This window comes from Primorskyibacter sedentarius, assembly GCF_004342065.1.
Classification (GTDB): Bacteria; Pseudomonadota; Alphaproteobacteria; order Rhodobacterales; family Rhodobacteraceae; genus Primorskyibacter; species Primorskyibacter sedentarius.
The window spans coordinates 117,752-135,025 of record NZ_SLZU01000007.1; the positions used below are offsets into that span (position 1 = coordinate 117,752).

Here is a 17,274-nt window from a genome sequence, read left to right on the forward strand (position 1 = left end):
ACCTCCCCAAGGCAGCCCCTGCTCAGCTTGCGGTCTTGCCGTAGTCTCGCTGCGCCTCTTCCTCGGTCAAGCGACCCAGCCGAACATCCTCAGCCACCTTCTCTGGCGCGCGATCGGAGGGCGGGCCATAACCACCGCCCCCGGGGGTGCGGACGCGAACGTGGTCGCCGGCCGTCAGGGCGATGTCCTGTGCTTTGGACAGATGCTCGGGCACGAAACTTGTCCCGCCCTGCGTCACCTCCACCCGGTTGACGCCGCCGTCCTGCCCCCCCAACGCGCCCTGCGGTCCGGTGCGCCCGTGATCCATCACAAAGCTTGCCCGCGCGGTGCCCTTGAGTATTTCGACCTCGTAATCCAATCCGAACCCGCCGCGATGCGTGCCTGCCCCTGCCGAGCCTTCATGCAAGGCATAGCGGTGGTAGAGCACCGGGAATTGCTGCTCCATGATCTCGACCGGGGGCGCCTTTGAGATGCCGATGGTCGAACACCCGTTGGAGATACCGTCGCCCCCCGCATAGCCGCCATAGCCACCGCCCGATATCTGGTACATCACGTAGCTGCGCCCCTCTTCCGGCACTTCGCCGCCAAGCGCGAAATTGCCCGATGATCCGGCGGGCGAGGCTGTGACCAGATCCGGCAACGGCTCGACCAGCGCAGCAAAGACAGCCTCTGCGATGCGCTGGCTGACCTCTGCGGCGCAGCCCGACACCGGGCGCGGGTAATGGGCGTCCAGAAACGTGCCCTCGGGGCGCAGAATATTCAGCGGTTCGAACGCGCCTGCGCTGATTGGCACGTCGGGAAAGATGTGCCGCATGGCAAGGTAGACCGAGCTATGCGTCGTCGCCAGGACAGAGTTCATTGGCCCCGCGCAAGGCGCGGAAGAGCCCGTAAAATCAAAAGTCAGCTCCCCCTGATCTGCCGTGATGGCCAGCCGGATTTCCAGCGGTTCGTTCACGACGCCATCACTGTCGATAAAGGCGCTTGCGTGATACGTCCCCGGCGGGATCTGCGCGATATGGGCGCGCATCTGCTGCGCGGCACGGGCGCGAAGCTCTGCAATCGCTTCGCGGACGGTGTCGTCGCCGTAGCGGTCAAGCAGACGGGTCAGGCGGGACTGCCCGACATAAAGTGCCGCCGCCTGCGCCTTGACGTCCCCGATGCGCTGATCGGCGACGCGGATGTTGGAACAGATGATGGCGTAGATCTCGGGGTCCAGCTCACCTTCTTTGAACAACCGGACCGGGGGCAGCCGCAGCCCTTCCTGCTCGACCGCCGTGGCAGATGCGGAAAAGCCACCCGGCACCGCGCCGCCCGTATCGGGCCAATGGCCGGTATTGCTGAGCCAGCAGAAGATTTCACCCTCCCGCCAGACCGGCATGGCAAAGCGCACGTCCATCAGATGGGTGCCGCCAAGATAGGGATCGTTGACGATGTAAATGTCGCCGGGTTTTGGCGCTGCGACCTGCCCTGCCGCAATCATCTTGATGATCGTCGAAGTGGAGAATTGCATGACCCCCACGAAAACCGGCAGGCCCTGCGACCCTTGTGCAATCAGGCTGCCATCCTCGGCAGAGTAGATCCCGTCAGAGCGGTCATTCGCCTCTGCGATCACGGGCGAAAAGGCCGCGCGGGAGAAGCTGAGATCCATCTCGTCGCAGACCTGTTGCAAGCCGGATTGGATGACGGTGAGGGTGATTGGATCAAGCGTCATGACACTACCTTAAAGACCTGCGCGCAAATGGCCGGAGGGTTTTGACCGGGAAGAAGCAAGGACGGTCTTCGTGCCGACCTGCAACTTCGCAACCAGATGGCCCTGCGAGGTTGGACACAAGGTTCACAACAAGGGGTCATTGCGCGCCCCCTACCGTTACGATCAGATTGCCATCGGCGTCCTGCTCGGCATGATCACCGGGTTCAAGCACCAGCGTGCAGTCCATCTGTTCGACGATGGCGGGACCGGTCAGCGCGGCCCTGGCGGGCAGATGGTCGCGCCAGTAAACTGGCGTGTCAATCCATTCGTCAAACCAGACGGAGCGGGTGCCAGTCCGGGCCTCGGCCAGTGTCAGCTTGCGCCCGGAGGCGTCGATCAGCAGTGACAGGTCGACCTCGGGGCGGCGCCCGATCACGGAGGTGTTGACGTTGACAAGGGCAGCGCGGATCTCTGGCAGGGCGACCTGAAACCGCTTGAAATATGCCTCTTCGAACAGTGTCTGCAACGCATGGCGCGTGGGCTCAGGCCCGGGCAGCGGCACGCGCAGCAGGTGTGTCTGGCCGATAAACCGCATGTCAACGGAATGGGTCACGCGCAGTTCTGCGATTTCGACTTTCTCGCGGCCAATCGCGGCGCGGCCATCCTCGATCTGCTGGGCAAATGCATTGTGCACGGCGGCCATATCGCAGCTATCAAGCGGTGTGTTGAGGGTCTGGACGTAATCGTGGCGCAGATCGGCGACGATGCAGCCAAGCGCATTGGTGATGCCGGGCCGCGCAGGCACAAGCACGCGCGGCACGCCCAGTTCGCGGGCAATGGCGCAGGCATGCAGTGGTCCGGCCCCACCAAAGGCAAAGAGCGCAAAATCGCGCGGGTCCTCGCCCAGAGAAATGGACACCATGCGCACAGCATCGGCCATCTTGGCATTGGCCACGCGCAGCACGGCAGCAGCGGCGGCTTCGGCATCCAACCCCAAGGGGCTGCCCAGCTGCGATGCGAATACCTGCCGGATCGTATCAATCGACACGTCACCAGAGATGGTGTTGAGCTTGCCGGGATCCATCCGGCCCAACACCATATTGGCATCCGATATCGTGGGATCGGTGCCGCCCTTGCCGTAACATATCGGCCCCGGCGTGCTGCCAGCGCTGTCCGGACCGACTTGCAAAAGACCCGCCGCATTGACCCGCGCGATGGATCCCCCCCCTGCCCCCACGGTGCGCACGTCTACCATGGGCACGTGGATAGGCATCGCGTATTCGATCTCGATCTCGTGGCTGACCGCCGGATCGGCCCCCCGGATCATCGCCACATCGGTCGACGTGCCCCCCATGTCATAGGTCAGCAGGTCCGGAATGCCCGCGCGCCGACCGGTAAAAGCGGCGGCCATCACACCAGATGCGGGGCCGGACATCACCGTCTTGGCAGCCTCTTCAGCGACGATACGGGCCGAGACCATGCCGCCATTGCCGGTCATCACCAAAAGATCGCGGGCATAGCCACGGTCTGACAGCCGGTCGGCCAGCCGTTCGACATAGCGCCGCAAAAGTGGCTGCACCGAAGCATTGACCGCCGCGGTCACGCCGCGTTCGTATTCGCGGCTTTCGGACAGAAGCGCATGGCCCAGCGTCAGGTTGACCTCGGGCCATTCGGCGCGCGCAATCTCGCCCGCCCGGATCTCGTGCGCGGGGTTGGCATAGGCGTGCAGAAAGTGGATGACGAGCGACTCGCACCCCGTCTCGCGCAATTGGCGCAGGGCAGCGCGCAAGGCGTCTTCGTCCAGCGGGCAGTATTCGGTCCCATCGGCAAGCATCCGTTCAGGCACTTCAAGGCGCAGATCACGCGGGATCAGCGGGCGGAACTGCCCCGACATCCCATAGGCCTGCGGGCGGGTCCGGCGCCCAAGCTCCAGCACATCGCGAAAACCCATCGTCGTGACAAGGCCCGTCTTGCAAAGCCGCCGTTCCAGCACCGCGTTGGTGGTGGTCGTCGTGCCATGCACGATCAGATCAAGCGCCGCCGCGTCAACCTCTGCCGCATCCAGCGCCGCCAGCACCCCATCTGCCTGATTGTCCAGCGTGGTTGGCACCTTGGCAAGGCGCACCTGCCCGGCGGTGCTGTCATAATGCAGCAGGTCGGTGAACGTGCCCCCCACATCGATACCTGCAAAGCTGCCGCCGGGCGGGTTGGTCCTGGTCATGAAATCGCCCTTCTGGCTGGCTTGGGGATGCACCGGTGCGGTGCCGCCGACGCTTTCACAGCCCCCCGCCGTTGCGCAGAGAGAGGATCGCCGCGCGCAGCCTGTCCGGCGTGGCGGGAAGGTCGCGGATACGCGCACCGCAGGCATGGGTGATGGCGTTGAGGATCGCGGGTGCCGTGGGGATCAGGCAATGTTCGCCCAGCCCCTTGGCCCCGTAAGGCCCGTGTGGATCACCGCCCTCGATCAGGATCGAGGAGATTGGCGGCACATCCCCGATGGTCGGGATCAGGTAGTCATGCAGGTTTTCAGTGCGGCCGGGCAGGAACTCCTCCATCAGCGCAAGGCCAATGCCTTGGGCGACGCCGCCCTCGATCTGGCCCTGCGCCAGCGCCGGGTTGATCGCGCGCCCCACGTCATGCGCGGCCGTGATACGCACAAGGCGGACGGTGCCAAGCTCGCAATCAACCTCCAGCTCTGCCATCTGCGCGGCGCTTCCGAACACGGCATAGGGCGCGCCCTGCCCGTTTTGGTCCAGCGGCGTCGTCGGCGGGTCATAGCTTTCCACGGCTTCCAGCGCGTAGCCTTGGGCATTGGCCTCGGGCAGCGGGACACTGTGGGAGGCGCCGTTTTCCGACAGTTCGATCACGCCATCGCGCAGGTGAATTTTCGCGCCGCCGCCCACATTGCCAAGCCGCAGGATCTGGCGGCGCAGCGCCTCGCCGCACAGCTTTGCCGCCGCGCCGCTGATAAAGGTCTGTCGGCTGGCAGAGGTCTTGCCAGCGTCCGGCGTGATATCGGTATCGGCCCCGATCAGAACAATGTCCCCCACCGCCACGCCAAGCGCCTCGGCAAAGATCTGCGCGATCACCGTGTTGGAGCCCTGCCCGATATCCACCGCCCCCTGATGCAGGCAGATCCTGGCGTCCGCCGTGATGCCCGCGCGGATCGTCGACGGGTTCGACATGGAGGTGTTGCCGCACCCATACCATCCGCCCGCAATGCCAACCCCGCAGCGCCGATGCGGCCGGGAAGAGACATTGCACGCCGCAACCTCGCGCAGCGCACGCTGCCAATGGGGACGAAGTGCCTCGAAACAGGCGCGGATGCCGACACCCTGCTCGAACACCTGCCCTGTCACCGTCGGCTGCCCTGCGGCAAGGCTGTTCATGTAGCGAAACTCCAGCCGGTCCATCTCCAGCTTGCCGGCCATCTCATCGTAAAGCTGCTCTTGCGCGACGGCAGATTGCGGCACGCCAAAGCCGCGAAACGCACCGGAGGGCGCGGTATGGGTGTGGATGCCCGCGCTTTTGGCCTCGTAATTCGGGGTCAGGTAGGGGCCAGAGGCGTGGATCGGCACACGGCTGGCAACGGTCGGCCCCCAGCTGGCATAGGCACCGGTGTTGAACGACCCGTCAAAACGCGCGCCAACGATCCGGCCTTCTGCATCCGTGCCGATCTCCATCCTGATCTGCGAAGGGTGGCGCTTTGTCGAGGTGGCGATGCTTTCGGCCCGGCTATAGGTCACGCGCACCGGGCGTCCCAACCGCCACGCGGCCAGCGCCACGAAGGGCTGCGCGGTCAGGTCCAGCTTGGAGCCGAAACCGCCCCCTGTGGCCGTCGGACGGATGCGCACCGCGTCAGGCGACACTCCCAGAATTCGTGCCAGCCCGTCGCGGTTCATATATGGTGCCTGTGTGCAGCACTGCACCTCTATCCGGTCCCCCACCCGACAGGCCGATGCGGCCTCGGGCTCGATATAGGCGTGTTCGATGAACCCGGTCGAAAACTCACCCGCCGCGACATGCGCAGCCCCTTCAAGCGCGGCCTTCGCATTGCCTCGCGCGACATAGCCACGACACATGACATTTCCGGCGCGGTCCGCGTGCAGCAAAGGCGCCGCGACGGCCAGATCGGGTGCAAGGTTGGACGGCAGCTCTGACCAGGAGACGGGGAAATCGGGCATGGCATCCAGCAGATCCGGTCTGCCCACGACGGCGGCCACTGCCTCGCCCTTGAAACGGGTCTCGTCGGAGGCGAAAACCGGTTGGTCCTCAAAGCCGGGGATCACGCCGAACCGGTTCTCGCCGGGCACGTCTGCGGCGGTCAGTATCAGCGCCAGCCCGGCCGCGTCACGGAATTCATCCAGATCACCAAACCGGAAAGCGGCGCGATGAAAGGGCGACCGGATCACCCGCAGCGTCAGCGCATCAGCAGGCGACACATCGTCGCCAAACTGTTCGGCCCCCGAGACTTTGGCCCACCCGTCGATGCGCTCGATCACGGCGCCTACCCCGCCCTCCGTCTCTGCGGGGCGGTCCGCCGTGTCGAGCACGGCGGCGATGATGCTGCGATAGCCGGTACAGCGGCAAAGCACGCCGCCAAGCGCATCCTCCACGACCTGTTCGGTCAGCGCGCCACCAGAGCGCAGCAAAGCAACCGCAGACACCATCATCCCGGGCGTGCATATCCCGCATTGAGCCGCGTGGTGCCGCTGGAATGCCCTGGCCAGATGCCTGCCATGAGGATCGCGCGCAACCAGCCCCGCCTGCGTTTCGATGCGCCGACCCTCTGCCTGACCGGCGGCGGTAAGGCAGGCACAGACCGGGGCGCCGTCCAGCAAAACCGTGCAGGCGCCGCAATCGCCCGCATCACAGCCGACCTTGACGTCTTTCGCGCCGACCTTCTCGCGCAGCACCTGAGACAGGCGCGCTGTCGCGGGGCTGTCCGCGCTGACCTCTGTTCCATTGAGGGTAAAACTTATCCGGCAGCCCGGAGCGTCAAGCGACATTCCGCGCCTCCATCGCCTGCAGTAGCGTCCGGGTTATAAGGGTGCGTGCGGCGTCAGACCGGTAATGCGACGTGGCGCGCACATCCCCGATAGGGACAAGTTCCGGCAGGGGCGCTGCGGATACGGCTTTGGCAATGTCGCGGGCCGAAATCCCTGCCAGCGCTGTTTCCAGATCCCGAAGACGACAGGCCACGGGCGAGCATGACCCGACCGCAACGCGCGCCTTGGCGATCCGGTCCCCTTCGGCCAAGACCACGGCCCCGACCATCGCGATGGAGATCACAAGATATTTTCGCGCCCCCAGCTTCAAAAACGCGCCCTGCCCCGGGCTGTCCGGCACATATATCGCCGTCACAAGCTCTGACCGGTCCAGTCGCGTCATGCGCGGACCGCGAATGAAATCCTCCACCGCCATGCACCGCGTCCCTCCCGGCCCCTGCACCTCTATCTGCGCCTCCAGCGCCAAGAACGCAGGCACACCATCGGCCGCAGGTGATGCGTTGCAGATATTGCCCGCAACAGTGCCCGCATTCTGGATCTGGACAGAGCCCACTTCGCGCGCCGCCAGCTTCAGCCCGTCAAATAGCGGCGGCAGATCGGCGTGCAGAATCTCGGTCCAGGTTGTGGCCGCGCCGATGCGCCAGCTGTCGCCCTCCCGCCCAATGCCGCGCAGGCCAGTTATGCCCGAAAGGTCCACCATCTCGGCCGGTGGTGGCCGGTCCCGCAAGGCCGGGTAGATATCGGTTCCCCCCGCCAGGATCACGGCATCCCCTGCGGACAACAGCGCCAGCGCCGCGTCGAGCGTTTGGGGACGGTGAAGCATTTGGGAGGCCTCCGTGAACATGTGAAGCATCGTTTGTATGCGAACGACGTGCACCCACCGTAAGAACTTGTCGGAAAACTTGTCAATCACGGAAAAGGTTGGAAGCCGCATACACCTGAAGGGGATATATCGCCTGCCGGAAAATTCGGCCGCGGCGGTGGTTCCGGCACACGCGACCCAGCGTGGTAACCGCGCCGCCCGGGAGTGCCCGTCAAATGGTCTGCCATCATGGTGTGGCACCTCTCCCGTGCCGCGAATGTGCCAAATCAGTTGACAGGCAAACTGCACTTGTGCGTTCGTGTACAAACGAGTTTCCGGCCCGCGCAGCCGCGCAGGCCCAGCCAGCGGAGCACGCGATGTGACAGAGCCCACCGCCCGCCCTGACCGGCCCGAGAAGATCCGTTGCGATGCCTGTCCGGTGATGTGCTACATCGCCGATGGCCGTTCGGGTGCATGCGATCGCTACGCCAATGACGCGGGCGTGCTGGTGCGGCTCGACCCGCTGACCATTCTGGAAAACCGCGATTCTGACGCGGCGGTCGTCCCGTTCCTTGATCGCGAATGGGATGGCGAGCTGGTCAGCGGAGAGGATACATTCATCACCGCCGTGGGGTCGGGGACAACCTATCCCGACTACAAGCCCGCGCCGTTCATTGTCGCCTCAAAGACCGCAGATGCCGACATGATCACCGTGGTGACCGAAGGCATTTTTTCCTATTGCGGCGCAAAGGTGAAGATCGACACGGATCGGCATCTGGGCGCGGAATGCGCGCCGGTACGGGTGGATGGCGAGGCCATTGGCCATGTCACGACCTCGGAATACGGCTCGCAAATGCTCAGCCTTGGCGGGGTCAACCATCTGACCGGTGGGTCGAAGAAAGAAGGGCGTGTCACCTGCGCCGCACTTCTGGCGCTGTGCAATGGTGAACGCGTCGCCATGACCATCGATGGCGGCGCAGAGATCGAAGTGACCGCCGGAGAGGCGCCCATCGTCGACGGCCAGAAAGAGGAACGCATGCGCGTGGGCTGCGGCTCTGCCACCGTGGGCATGTTCGCCGCGCAATGGCAGGGGCTGGTGGATGAGGTCGTCGTGGTTGATGATCACATCACCGGCGTCATGTCCGAACATCAGGCGGGCAAGGTGATCGGCTGGGCCCCGTCCGGCATCCGCATCAAGGGGCGCCGGTCGACCCCCGGTCGCTACTTTCAGGTGGCAGAGCCCGGCACCGGCTGGGGCGGCACCGATCTGACCGACCCGCTGACCATCCTTGGCGATTGGAAGCCTGAACAGGCGCAGCCCGGCCTGTCGCTGCTGATGGTGTCCACCACCGGCGAGAATGCCGCCTATTACGAGCTGAACGACGCGCTGGTGCCAGAGCAGAAGGAGATGCCGGAACGGCTGTTGCCCTCTGTCCGCCGCATCGAAGAGAATTGCGAACCCTCGCTTGCCTCGGTCCTTTTCATGGCCGGTGCGGGCGGGTCGCTGCGGTCGGGTGTGACGGAAAACCCGGTCAGCCTGACACGTTCTGTCCAGTCGCGGCTGACGCGGGTGACGGTTGGCGGCGCGCCGGTCTTCATGTGGCCGGGGGGCGGCATCACCTTCATGGCCGACGTCACGCAGATGCCAAAGAACGCCTTTGGCTACGTGCCGACGCCCGCACTGGTCGCCCCGATCGAATTCACCATGACCGCCGCGGATTACGCCAGTCTTGGCGGTCATATGGATTATGTCATGCCCCTTGAGGACGCGTTGCGGGGGGCCACCGGGCGGCAGAACGACCACCGCCTGTCCGGACGCCGGGCCGAGACGCGCAAATCCGGCTCTCCCTGGCCCGTCAGCCGGGAGGCCAAGACATGAACTGGACCGAGACCGCCCAGGCGCATCACCTGCCAGACGGCAGGTTGCGGCTGACCAATGGGCCGATTGACGTGATCATTCAACTGGAAGGTCCGGTCGCGGCGCAACGTGCCGCGCGCAGACGGGCGTGGTCCGCCTTCCCGCCACTGCTTGAGGATCTCGTGGCCGAGCTTCCGCGCCTGCGGGCAGGCTCCGGCCCTGCCCCCACGGGTGATGTCGCTCGCAGGATGCATGAGGCAGTTTCCTGCTTCGCGGGTGTGTTTGTCACCCCGATGGCCGCCGTTGCCGGCGCGGTCGCAGACCATCTCCTTTCGGCCATGTTGACACCCGGTCACGGCCTCAGCCGCGCGGCAGTCAACAATGGTGGCGATATCGCGCTCTGGACCGGCGAAGCCCCTTTTCGCATCGCCATTTGCGAAGACCCGAAGACCGGCGCGATGGGCGCTCGGGCAAGGATCGCGCCCCATGATGGCATCGGTGGAGTCGCCACATCTGGCTGGCGCGGGCGGTCCCACTCTCTGGGCATCGCAGACGCTGTGACCGTTCTGGCACGCGACGCGGCAACCGCGGATGCCGCGGCGACGCTGATTGCCAATGTCGTCGACCTGCCCGGCCACCCTGCCATTGCGCGCGCGCCCGCAAACAGCCTGTCCCCGGACACCGATCTGGGCGCGCGGCTTGTGACGACCTCCGTCGCCGCATTGTCCGCAGCGGACCGGCGCACCGCCCTGGTAAACGGGCTTGGGCGGGCGCGGGACTACCTTTCGCGCGGTGTGATCAGTGCTGCCTGCATCTCGTGTCAGGGCGAACGGGTCTCTACCGGTGGCGCCGTGACAATCCCTGCGGACCGGACCATACAGAATACCAGCAATCGCCAGAAGGACCTGACCCATGCCTGAGCCCCGGATCCGCAAATCCGCAACCCTTGTGGAGACGATCTATCACGAGGGCGGCCCGGCCCCGGACACGCCCCTGCGCCGTGCGGCCTGCATGACGGTGATCGCCAACCCCTTTGCCGGGCGCTATGTCGAAGAGATCGAAGGGTTCATGAAAGACCTCGAACCGCTTGGCAAAGAGATGGCGCAGCACTGTATCGACGCGCTTGGCGGCGACGCCTCCGTGGTCGAAGGCTATGGCAAAGGCGCGATTGTCGGCACGAATGGTGAGTTGGAGCATGGCGCGCTGTGGCACGTCCCCGGCGGCTATGCGATGCGCGACAAGATCGCCGAGAGCATGGCGATTGTGCCCTCCACCAAGAAGGTCGGCGCCCCCGGCGCAAGGCTGGACGTGCCAGTGACACATACCAACGCCTCTTACGTGCGGTCGCATTTCGACGCGATGGAGGTGGGCCTCAGCGATGCCCCCAAGGCGGACGAGATCCTTCTTGTTCTGGTGATGACGACCGGCCCGCGCATCCATGCGCGTGTCGGCGGGTTGAAGGCCAAGGACGTTGCGGGCAAGGACGGCTTGCGGTGAAACTGCGCCTGATCATCACGCTGGTTGAGGAGACACGCCACGAGATGGGACAAGAGATTGCCCCACCCGCGCGCCGCGCCCTCGCCGCTGCGGTGATCGAGAACCCGTTCGCCGGGCGCTATGCCAAGGACCTGTCCGAGCTGGCAGAGACCGGCGCAGAACTGGGCCGGATCCTGGGCGAAGAGGCGCTTGGCGCGCTTGGATGCGCCGCGAGCGAGGTTCAGGGCTATGGCAAGGCGGCGCTTGTCGGCGAGGCCGGAGAGTTGGAGCACGCCGCCGCATTGCTACACCCGAAACTTGGCGCGCCGCTGCGCGACGTGCTGGGCGGCGGCAAGGCGCTGGTGCCCTCCTCCAAGGCGATGGGCGGTCCGGGCGGTGTGATCGACGTGCCCCTGGGGCACAAGGACGCCGCCTATGTCCGCAGCCATTTCGACGGGATGCGCCTGCAATTGCCCGACGGCCCGCGCGCAAATGAAATCCTGGTGGCGGTGGCGCTGCAAATGGGCGGCAGGCCCAACCCGCGGGTTGGGGGGCTTGCCCATGAAGAGGTGATCGGCGCAGATGGGCTGCGCTAGGCCAAGGACGGAGGCAGACAGATGACGAACTTCGTAAGGAACGCCTGGTATGTCGCGGGCTGGTCGACGGAAATCGACGACGCGCTGCGCCGGTTCACTATCCTCGGCGATCACGTTGTGATGTACCGCAAATCTGACGGCGGCGTCGTGGCGCTGGAAGACCGCTGCCCGCATCGCCTGCTGCCGCTGTCCAAGGGCAAGCGTGTCGGGGATGACGTGCAATGCGGCTATCACGGGCTGACCTTTGACTGCTCGGGCGCCTGTATCCGCGTGCCCGGCCAGACCAACCAACCCAAGAGCGCCTATGTCCTAGCCTTCCCCACCTACGAAAAGCACGGCATCGTCTGGATCTGGATGGGTGACCCGGACAAGGCCGACACTGCCAAAGTGTTCGACCTGCCACAATTCACCGATCCCGGCTGGGCCACGCATCACGGCGACGCGCTGCATCTGAAGTCAAACTACCTCAACGTCGCGGAAAACCTTGTTGATCCCGCGCATGTCAGCTTTGTCCACCCCACCACGCTGGGCAACGCCGCGTCGGAAAATGTTCCCGTGCATGTCCAGACCGAGGGCGAGGCGATCGTTGCGTGGCGGTGGATCCGCGATGCGGAACCTATCGGCTTTTTCAAAGGGTTCGGCGGGTTCACAGGCAATGTGGACCGGTGGCATTACTACTATCTTTATACCCCCTGCACGGCGGTGATCGATTTCGGTTCTGCCCCCGCAGAGGACGCCATTGCCGAGGATGAACGTGATCGCGGCGTGCGCATCTTTGCCCTGCATTTCATCACCCCCGTGACAGAGACCTATTCAATCGACCGCTGGATGCATGTCCGCAACACCGCGCTTGACGATCCGGATGCAGAGGCCACGATGGGCGCGATGTTCCGCAAGGCCTTCGATGAGGACAAGGCGATCCTTGAGGCCGTGCAGGAAGAAGAGCTGCGCCCGGCCAAACGGCGCCCGATCCGGATTGCCATCGACAAGGGGCCGCTTGTCTATCGCAAGCGGATAAGCGAACTTCTGGAACTGGAACGAACCGAAGATCTGGCGGGCAATCTGTCGCCCGCCTTCGTCTATCACGATTGACCGGCGCAAGACCGGACCATAGCGCGGCCTCAGGCCCGCCGACCAACAGGAGACCAACCATATGACCCTATCGCGACGCACGATGCTCGCCACTGCCACGGCGCTTGCACTGGCCCCGGTGGCCGCACTGGCGCAGGACAGCATCAAGATCGGCGAGATCAACCACTACAAGCGCCTTGCCGCATTCGCCGAACCCTACAAGCTGGGGATCGAACTGGCGGTGGAAGAGGTCAACGCCGATGGCGGCGTGCTTGGCAAGCCGCTGGAATTCATTTTCCGCGACGATCAGGGCGATCCGGCCGAAGCGATCAAGATCGCCGAAGAGCTGATGACCCGCGAAGGCACCGTGATGCTGACTGGCACGATCCTCAGCCATGTCGGGTTGGCGCTGTCGTCCTTTGCCGCCGAGAAGGGCTACCTCTACCTCGCCGCTGAACCGCTGGCCGACAGCCTTGTCTGGGCGTCGGGCAACCCGCAGACCTTCCGTCTGCGCGCCTCGACATGGGTGCAGGCTGCTATGCTGGCCGAAGAGGCCGCGAAAACGGATGCGATCCGCTATGCCACTATCGCGCCCAACTATGCTTACGGTCAGGACGCAGTGGCCGCCTTCAAGGAGAACCTCACCCGGCTGAAACCCGAGGTGGAGTTCGTCGCAGAGCAGTGGCCCGCGCTCTTCAAGATCGATGCGGGAGCGGAGGTGCAGGCGCTGGAGCGTGCCAAGCCGGACGCCATCTACAACGTGACCTTCGGCACGGATCTTGCCAAGCTCGTACGCGATGGCGGCGACCGGGGCCTGTTCGAAGGCCGAAATGTCTATGGGCTGTTGACCGGAGAGCCGGAATACCTCGACCCGCTCGGTGATGAGGCGCCCGAGGGCTGGTTCGTGACGGGCTACCCCTGGTACGCGCTGGAAGAAGGCACGCCCGGCAAGGAATTCGTGGATGCCTATATGGAGACAACCGGCGAGACACCCAAGATCGGATCGCTGGTCGGCTATATGACGGTGCAATCAATCGCTGCGGCCATCGAAAAGGCAGGAGCCACCGATACCGCCTCCCTGATTGCCGCCTTCGAAGGGCTTGAAATCGAAGATACCCCGATCGGTAAGCTCAGCTACCGCGAGATCGACAACCAGTCGACCATGGGCGCCTATGTCGGCACCCTGGCTGTTCAGGATGGCAAGGGCGTGATGGTGGATTGGTCCTACAAGGATCCCGCCCCCTATATGCCGACGGATGAAGAAATCCAGGCGATGCGGCCTGCCGAGTGAGCAGATGGCAGCCGGACGCAAGGCCCCGGATCAAGTCCGGGGCAGGTAGCGCCCGGCCGCAATTTCGCGCTCCGCGTCCCGGGCTTGACCCGGGACCTCGCCCTCGGCGCAAGCTTCGCGCCGAGGTATTCGCCTCCCCGTCAGACTGAGGACCGATATGGCCTTCTTTTTCGCCCAGTTTCTGACCGGGCTTGCCAATGCCGCCGCACTTTTCCTTGTCGCCTCCGGCCTGTCGCTGATCTTTGGCGTCACGCGGATCGTGAACTTCGCGCATGGGTCGCTTTACATGCTGGGGGCTTTCATCGGTGTCACGCTGATGAATCTCCTGCCCGGGCATTTTGGCTTCTGGGGTGCGATCCTGCTGACCGGCCTGGCCGTGGGAGCGATCGGCGCTTTCATCGAGATGGTCGTTCTGCGCCCGATCTACCGCGCACCCGAACTGTTCCAGCTTGTCGCCACATTTGGCGTGATCCTGGTAATCCAGGACCTCGCGCTGATGATCTGGGGGGCCGAGGATCGCCTTGGCCCGCGCGCACCCGGCCTGCGCGGCGTCTGGCGCATCTTTGGCGAGCCGGTGCCGAAATATGACATCATCCTGATCGCCATCACACCCTTCATCCTCTTTGCGCTGTGGTATCTCATCAACCGCACCCGGCTTGGGGTGCTTGTCCGCGCCGCGACCCAGGACCGGGAGATGGTCGGCGCGCTGGGCGTCAATCAGGCATGGCTCTTCACCGGCGTCTTCGCGCTCGGCTCTGCGCTGGCGGGCTGGGGGGGCGCGCTGCAACTGCCCAAGGGCGGGGCCGATCTGCTGATGGATTTCAACATCATCGGCGCGGTTTTCGTGGTCGTCGTGATCGGCGGCATGGGATCGCTGCCCGGTGCCTTCATCGCATCGGTCCTGATTTCCGTGCTCAGCGTCTTTGGCGTGACCTACCTGCCGCAATCCACCCTTGTCCTTATGTTCGTCGTCATGGCCATCGTGCTGATCGTGCGGCCCTACGGCCTGCTGGGACGCGAGGAAGTGGCGGGCGAACATGGGCAGGTCGGCGCCCCCGAGCAGCCCATCCGCCCCTATGGCCCCACCGGGCGAGCGCTGGTCGCGGCCTTGTTGGCGGTGCTGGCCGCCCTGCCCTTTGTTGCCGAGCAATTCGTGCTGACGCTGACCATCGACATGATCGTCTTTGCGCTCTTCGCCGCCTCGCTGCACTTCATCCTCGGGACCGGCGGTCTGGTCAGTTTCGGGCATGCCGCGTTCTTTGGTGGCGGGGCCTATGCCGCGGCCCTGCTGGTCTTTCATACTGATACCCCGATGGAGCTGGCCTTTCTGTTTGCCCCCCTTGCCGCGGGTCTTCTGGCGCTTGGCATCGGCTGGTTCTGCATCCGCCTGACGGGTGTCTATTTCGCGATGCTGACACTGGCCTTCTCACAGCTTGTCTGGTCGCTGGCCTTTCAATGGCGGGGTGTGACGCGCGGCGATGACGGGCTGGTCAATATCTGGCCCGCCGATTGGCTCAACAGCCCAGAGGCGTATTACTACTTCACTCTCGCCCTTGGGGTCGGAGGCATCCTGTTCCTGCGGCATGTGATCCACGCGCCCTTCGGCTATGCCCTGCGCGCAGGCCGCGACAGCCCAAGGCAGGCAGAGGCGACCGGGATCGACGTCAAGCGCGTGCAATATGTGGCCTTTGCACTTGCAGGCGCCATGGCGGGCCTCGCGGGCGGCATCTTTGTCTTTTCCAAGGGTTCGGTCTTTCCGACAGAGCTGGAAATCGCGGCCAGTTTCGACGCGCTGATCGTGGTCTTTCTCGGCGGCGTGAAAACGCTCGCAGGCGGCGTTGTCGGCGCAGGCTTCATGACGGTGGTCGAGGATTGGCTGACCCGCCTGGAATACTGGCGGCTCCTTTTGGGCCTGCTTATCATCGCCGTGGTGATCATCGCACCCGAAGGCATTGTCGGCTCGCTCCGCAGCCTGTGGATGCGCATACGCGGGACAAATGACGAGGTGGCGAAATGACAGAGATCCTGCGCGTCGAACACCTCAAGAAAAGCTATGACGGGTTTCTGGCCGTCAATGACGTGTCCTTTTCCGTCGACAAAGGAGAGTTGAAGGCGCTGATCGGCCCCAACGGCGCGGGCAAATCCACCTGTTTCAACATGCTCATGGGGCAGTTGAAACCGACGGCGGGCAATGTCTTTCTGGATGGCAAGAAGATCACCGGCATGCGCCCGCGCGAGATCTGGCGGCGCGGCGTCGGGCGGACCTTTCAGATCACCGGCACCTACCCGTCCATGTCGGTGATCGAGAATGTGCAGATGGCGCTGATCAGCCATCACCACAACATCTTCTCCATCGCGCCGCGCGCATGGAAGCTTTACCGCGACGAAGCCTTCGAATTCCTGCGCATCGTCGACATGGAAGATCAGGCCGACAGGCCGTGCTCAATCCTTGCTTATGGCGATCTGAAGCGGCTGGAACTGGCCATCGCGCTGTGTCACCGTCCCCGCCTGCTGCTGATGGATGAACCGACTGCTGGCATGGCCCCCAGCGCGCGTATCGCGCTGATGCAACTTGTTGCCGATATCGTGCAGGATCAGGGCGTCTCGGTGCTGTTTACCGAACATGACATGGACGTGGTCTTTGCCCATGCCCATCACATCATGGTTCTGAACCGGGGCGAGCTGATTACCGATGGCAGCGCCGAAGAGGTCCGCAACGATCCGCAGGTGCAAGAGGTCTATCTTGGCGGCGGCACGCTGTTTGCGGAGGCGCGCGATGCTTAACGTCAACGACATCCACAGCTACTATGGCAAGGCGCATATCCTTGGCGGGCTGAGCTTTGAGGTGAAGCGCGGCGAGGTGCTGGCGCTGCTGGGGCGCAATGGGGCCGGCAAATCCACGGCGATGAAATCGGTGATGCAGCTTGTGCGCCCGCGCGAAGGCTCTGTCAGCTTTCAGGGGCAGGAACTGGTGGGCAAACCGGCTTTTCGCGTCGCCAAGACCGGGATTGGCTATGTCCCCGAGGACCGGCGCATCTTTTCCGACCTCACCGTGCTGGAAAACCTCGAAGTCGGTCGCCAGCCTCCGCGCGATGGCGCACCCGCATGGACGGTCGAGCAGCTCTTCGACATCTTTCCCAATCTTGCCGAACGCCGCACCAATCGCGGCAAGCAACTGTCGGGGGGCGAGCAGCAGATGCTGACAATCGGGCGAACCCTGATGGGCAACCCGCTGCTGTTGCTGCTGGACGAGCCCTCCGAAGGCATCGCCCCGGTGATTGTCGAGGAAATGGCAGAAACCATCCTGAAGCTGAAATCCGAAGGGCTGACCGTGATGATTTCGGAACAGAACCTGCATTTCGCCCGCGCTGTCGCCGACCGCGCCATCATCATCGAAGGCGGAGAGAAGAAGTTCGACGGCAGCTTTGCCGAACTCGAAGCCCATCCAGAGATCCGTGATGCCTATCTGTCGGTCTGATCG

At 64.3% G+C, this 17,274-nt stretch carries 13 protein-coding genes; 9 read left to right on the forward strand and 4 right to left on the reverse strand.

Annotated features, from left to right (window positions below; all coding sequences use genetic code 11):
• Positions 1-22 precede the first annotated feature (22 nt).
• The 4 genes from EDD52_RS11670 to EDD52_RS11685 form a co-directional block, all read right to left on the reverse strand.
• Positions 23-1,711 (reverse strand): hydantoinase B/oxoprolinase family protein, encoded by a 1,689-nt coding sequence (locus EDD52_RS11670; RefSeq protein ID WP_132245123.1) that lies wholly within the window; start codon positions 1,709-1,711, stop codon positions 23-25.
• A gap of 136 nt (positions 1,712-1,847) precedes the next feature.
• Positions 1,848-3,911 (reverse strand): hydantoinase/oxoprolinase family protein, encoded by a 2,064-nt coding sequence (locus EDD52_RS11675; RefSeq protein ID WP_132245125.1) that lies wholly within the window; start codon positions 3,909-3,911, stop codon positions 1,848-1,850.
• A 55-nt stretch (positions 3,912-3,966) separates the two neighbouring features.
• Entirely contained in the window at positions 3,967-6,699 is a 2,733-nt protein-coding gene (locus EDD52_RS11680; protein ID WP_132245127.1) for a molybdopterin-dependent oxidoreductase, read from the reverse strand.
• Positions 6,689-7,522 (reverse strand): FAD binding domain-containing protein, encoded by an 834-nt coding sequence (locus EDD52_RS11685; protein WP_132245129.1) that lies wholly within the window; start codon positions 7,520-7,522, stop codon positions 6,689-6,691. Before EDD52_RS11685 ends, EDD52_RS11680 begins: the two co-directional genes overlap by 11 nt.
• A 421-nt stretch (positions 7,523-7,943) precedes the next feature.
• On the opposite strand from EDD52_RS11685, the gene EDD52_RS11690 reads away from it, so the two are divergent.
• The 9 genes from EDD52_RS11690 to EDD52_RS11730 all read left to right on the forward strand — a co-directional run bounded on the left by EDD52_RS11690 (position 7,944) and on the right by EDD52_RS11730 (position 17,271).
• Positions 7,944-9,380, forward strand: coding sequence for a 6-hydroxynicotinate reductase (locus EDD52_RS11690; protein WP_243651915.1), 1,437 nt, complete (start codon positions 7,944-7,946; stop codon positions 9,378-9,380).
• Entirely contained in the window at positions 9,377-10,279 is a 903-nt protein-coding gene (locus tag EDD52_RS11695; RefSeq protein WP_132245133.1) for a UPF0280 family protein, read from the forward strand. Before EDD52_RS11690 ends, EDD52_RS11695 begins: the two co-directional genes overlap by 4 nt.
• Entirely contained in the window at positions 10,272-10,856 is a 585-nt protein-coding gene (locus tag EDD52_RS11700; RefSeq protein WP_132245135.1) for an amino acid synthesis family protein, read from the forward strand. Before EDD52_RS11695 ends, EDD52_RS11700 begins: the two co-directional genes overlap by 8 nt.
• Positions 10,853-11,431 (forward strand): amino acid synthesis family protein, encoded by a 579-nt coding sequence (locus EDD52_RS11705; RefSeq protein WP_132245137.1) that lies wholly within the window; start codon positions 10,853-10,855, stop codon positions 11,429-11,431. The genes EDD52_RS11700 and EDD52_RS11705 overlap by 4 nt, the downstream gene beginning before the upstream one ends.
• Positions 11,432-11,452: 21 nt before the next feature.
• Positions 11,453-12,523, forward strand: a complete 1,071-nt coding sequence (locus EDD52_RS11710; RefSeq protein WP_132245139.1) for an aromatic ring-hydroxylating dioxygenase subunit alpha — start codon at positions 11,453-11,455, stop codon at positions 12,521-12,523.
• 61 nt (positions 12,524-12,584) lie between these two features.
• Entirely contained in the window at positions 12,585-13,793 is a 1,209-nt protein-coding gene (locus EDD52_RS11715; RefSeq protein ID WP_132245141.1) for an ABC transporter substrate-binding protein, read from the forward strand.
• A 157-nt stretch (positions 13,794-13,950) separates the two neighbouring features.
• On the forward strand, positions 13,951-15,810 hold the full coding sequence (locus EDD52_RS11720; RefSeq protein ID WP_132245143.1) for an ABC transporter permease: 1,860 nt from the start codon (positions 13,951-13,953) through the stop codon (positions 15,808-15,810).
• Positions 15,807-16,577: an ABC transporter ATP-binding protein gene (locus EDD52_RS11725; RefSeq protein WP_132245145.1), complete on the forward strand. Its 771-nt coding sequence runs from the start codon at positions 15,807-15,809 to the stop codon at positions 16,575-16,577. The genes EDD52_RS11720 and EDD52_RS11725 overlap by 4 nt, the downstream gene beginning before the upstream one ends.
• Complete coding sequence (locus EDD52_RS11730; protein WP_132245147.1) at positions 16,570-17,271, forward strand: ABC transporter ATP-binding protein; 702 nt, start codon at positions 16,570-16,572, stop codon at positions 17,269-17,271. Before EDD52_RS11725 ends, EDD52_RS11730 begins: the two co-directional genes overlap by 8 nt.
• Positions 17,272-17,274 lie beyond the last annotated feature (3 nt).

Excerpts from the sequence above, each read along its gene's own strand:
- EDD52_RS11670 (WP_132245123.1), bottom strand. The coding sequence starts at position 1,711 with ATGACGCTTGATCCAATCACCCTCACCGTCATCCAATCCGGCTTGCAA.
- EDD52_RS11675 (WP_132245125.1), bottom strand. The coding sequence starts at position 3,911 with ATGACCAGGACCAACCCGCCCGGCGGCAGCTTTGCAGGTATCGATGTG.
- EDD52_RS11680 (WP_132245127.1), bottom strand. The coding sequence starts at position 6,699 with ATGTCGCTTGACGCTCCGGGCTGCCGGATAAGTTTTACCCTCAATGGA.
- EDD52_RS11685 (WP_132245129.1), bottom strand. The coding sequence starts at position 7,522 with ATGCTTCACCGTCCCCAAACGCTCGACGCGGCGCTGGCGCTGTTGTCC.
- EDD52_RS11690 (WP_243651915.1), top strand. The coding sequence starts at position 7,944 with ATGTGCTACATCGCCGATGGCCGTTCGGGTGCATGCGATCGCTACGCC.
- EDD52_RS11695 (WP_132245133.1), top strand. The coding sequence starts at position 9,377 with ATGAACTGGACCGAGACCGCCCAGGCGCATCACCTGCCAGACGGCAGG.
- EDD52_RS11700 (WP_132245135.1), top strand. The coding sequence starts at position 10,272 with ATGCCTGAGCCCCGGATCCGCAAATCCGCAACCCTTGTGGAGACGATC.
- EDD52_RS11710 (WP_132245139.1), top strand. The coding sequence starts at position 11,453 with ATGACGAACTTCGTAAGGAACGCCTGGTATGTCGCGGGCTGGTCGACG.
- EDD52_RS11715 (WP_132245141.1), top strand. The coding sequence starts at position 12,585 with ATGACCCTATCGCGACGCACGATGCTCGCCACTGCCACGGCGCTTGCA.
- EDD52_RS11720 (WP_132245143.1), top strand. The coding sequence starts at position 13,951 with ATGGCCTTCTTTTTCGCCCAGTTTCTGACCGGGCTTGCCAATGCCGCC.
- EDD52_RS11725 (WP_132245145.1), top strand. The coding sequence starts at position 15,807 with ATGACAGAGATCCTGCGCGTCGAACACCTCAAGAAAAGCTATGACGGG.
- EDD52_RS11730 (WP_132245147.1), top strand. The coding sequence starts at position 16,570 with ATGCTTAACGTCAACGACATCCACAGCTACTATGGCAAGGCGCATATC.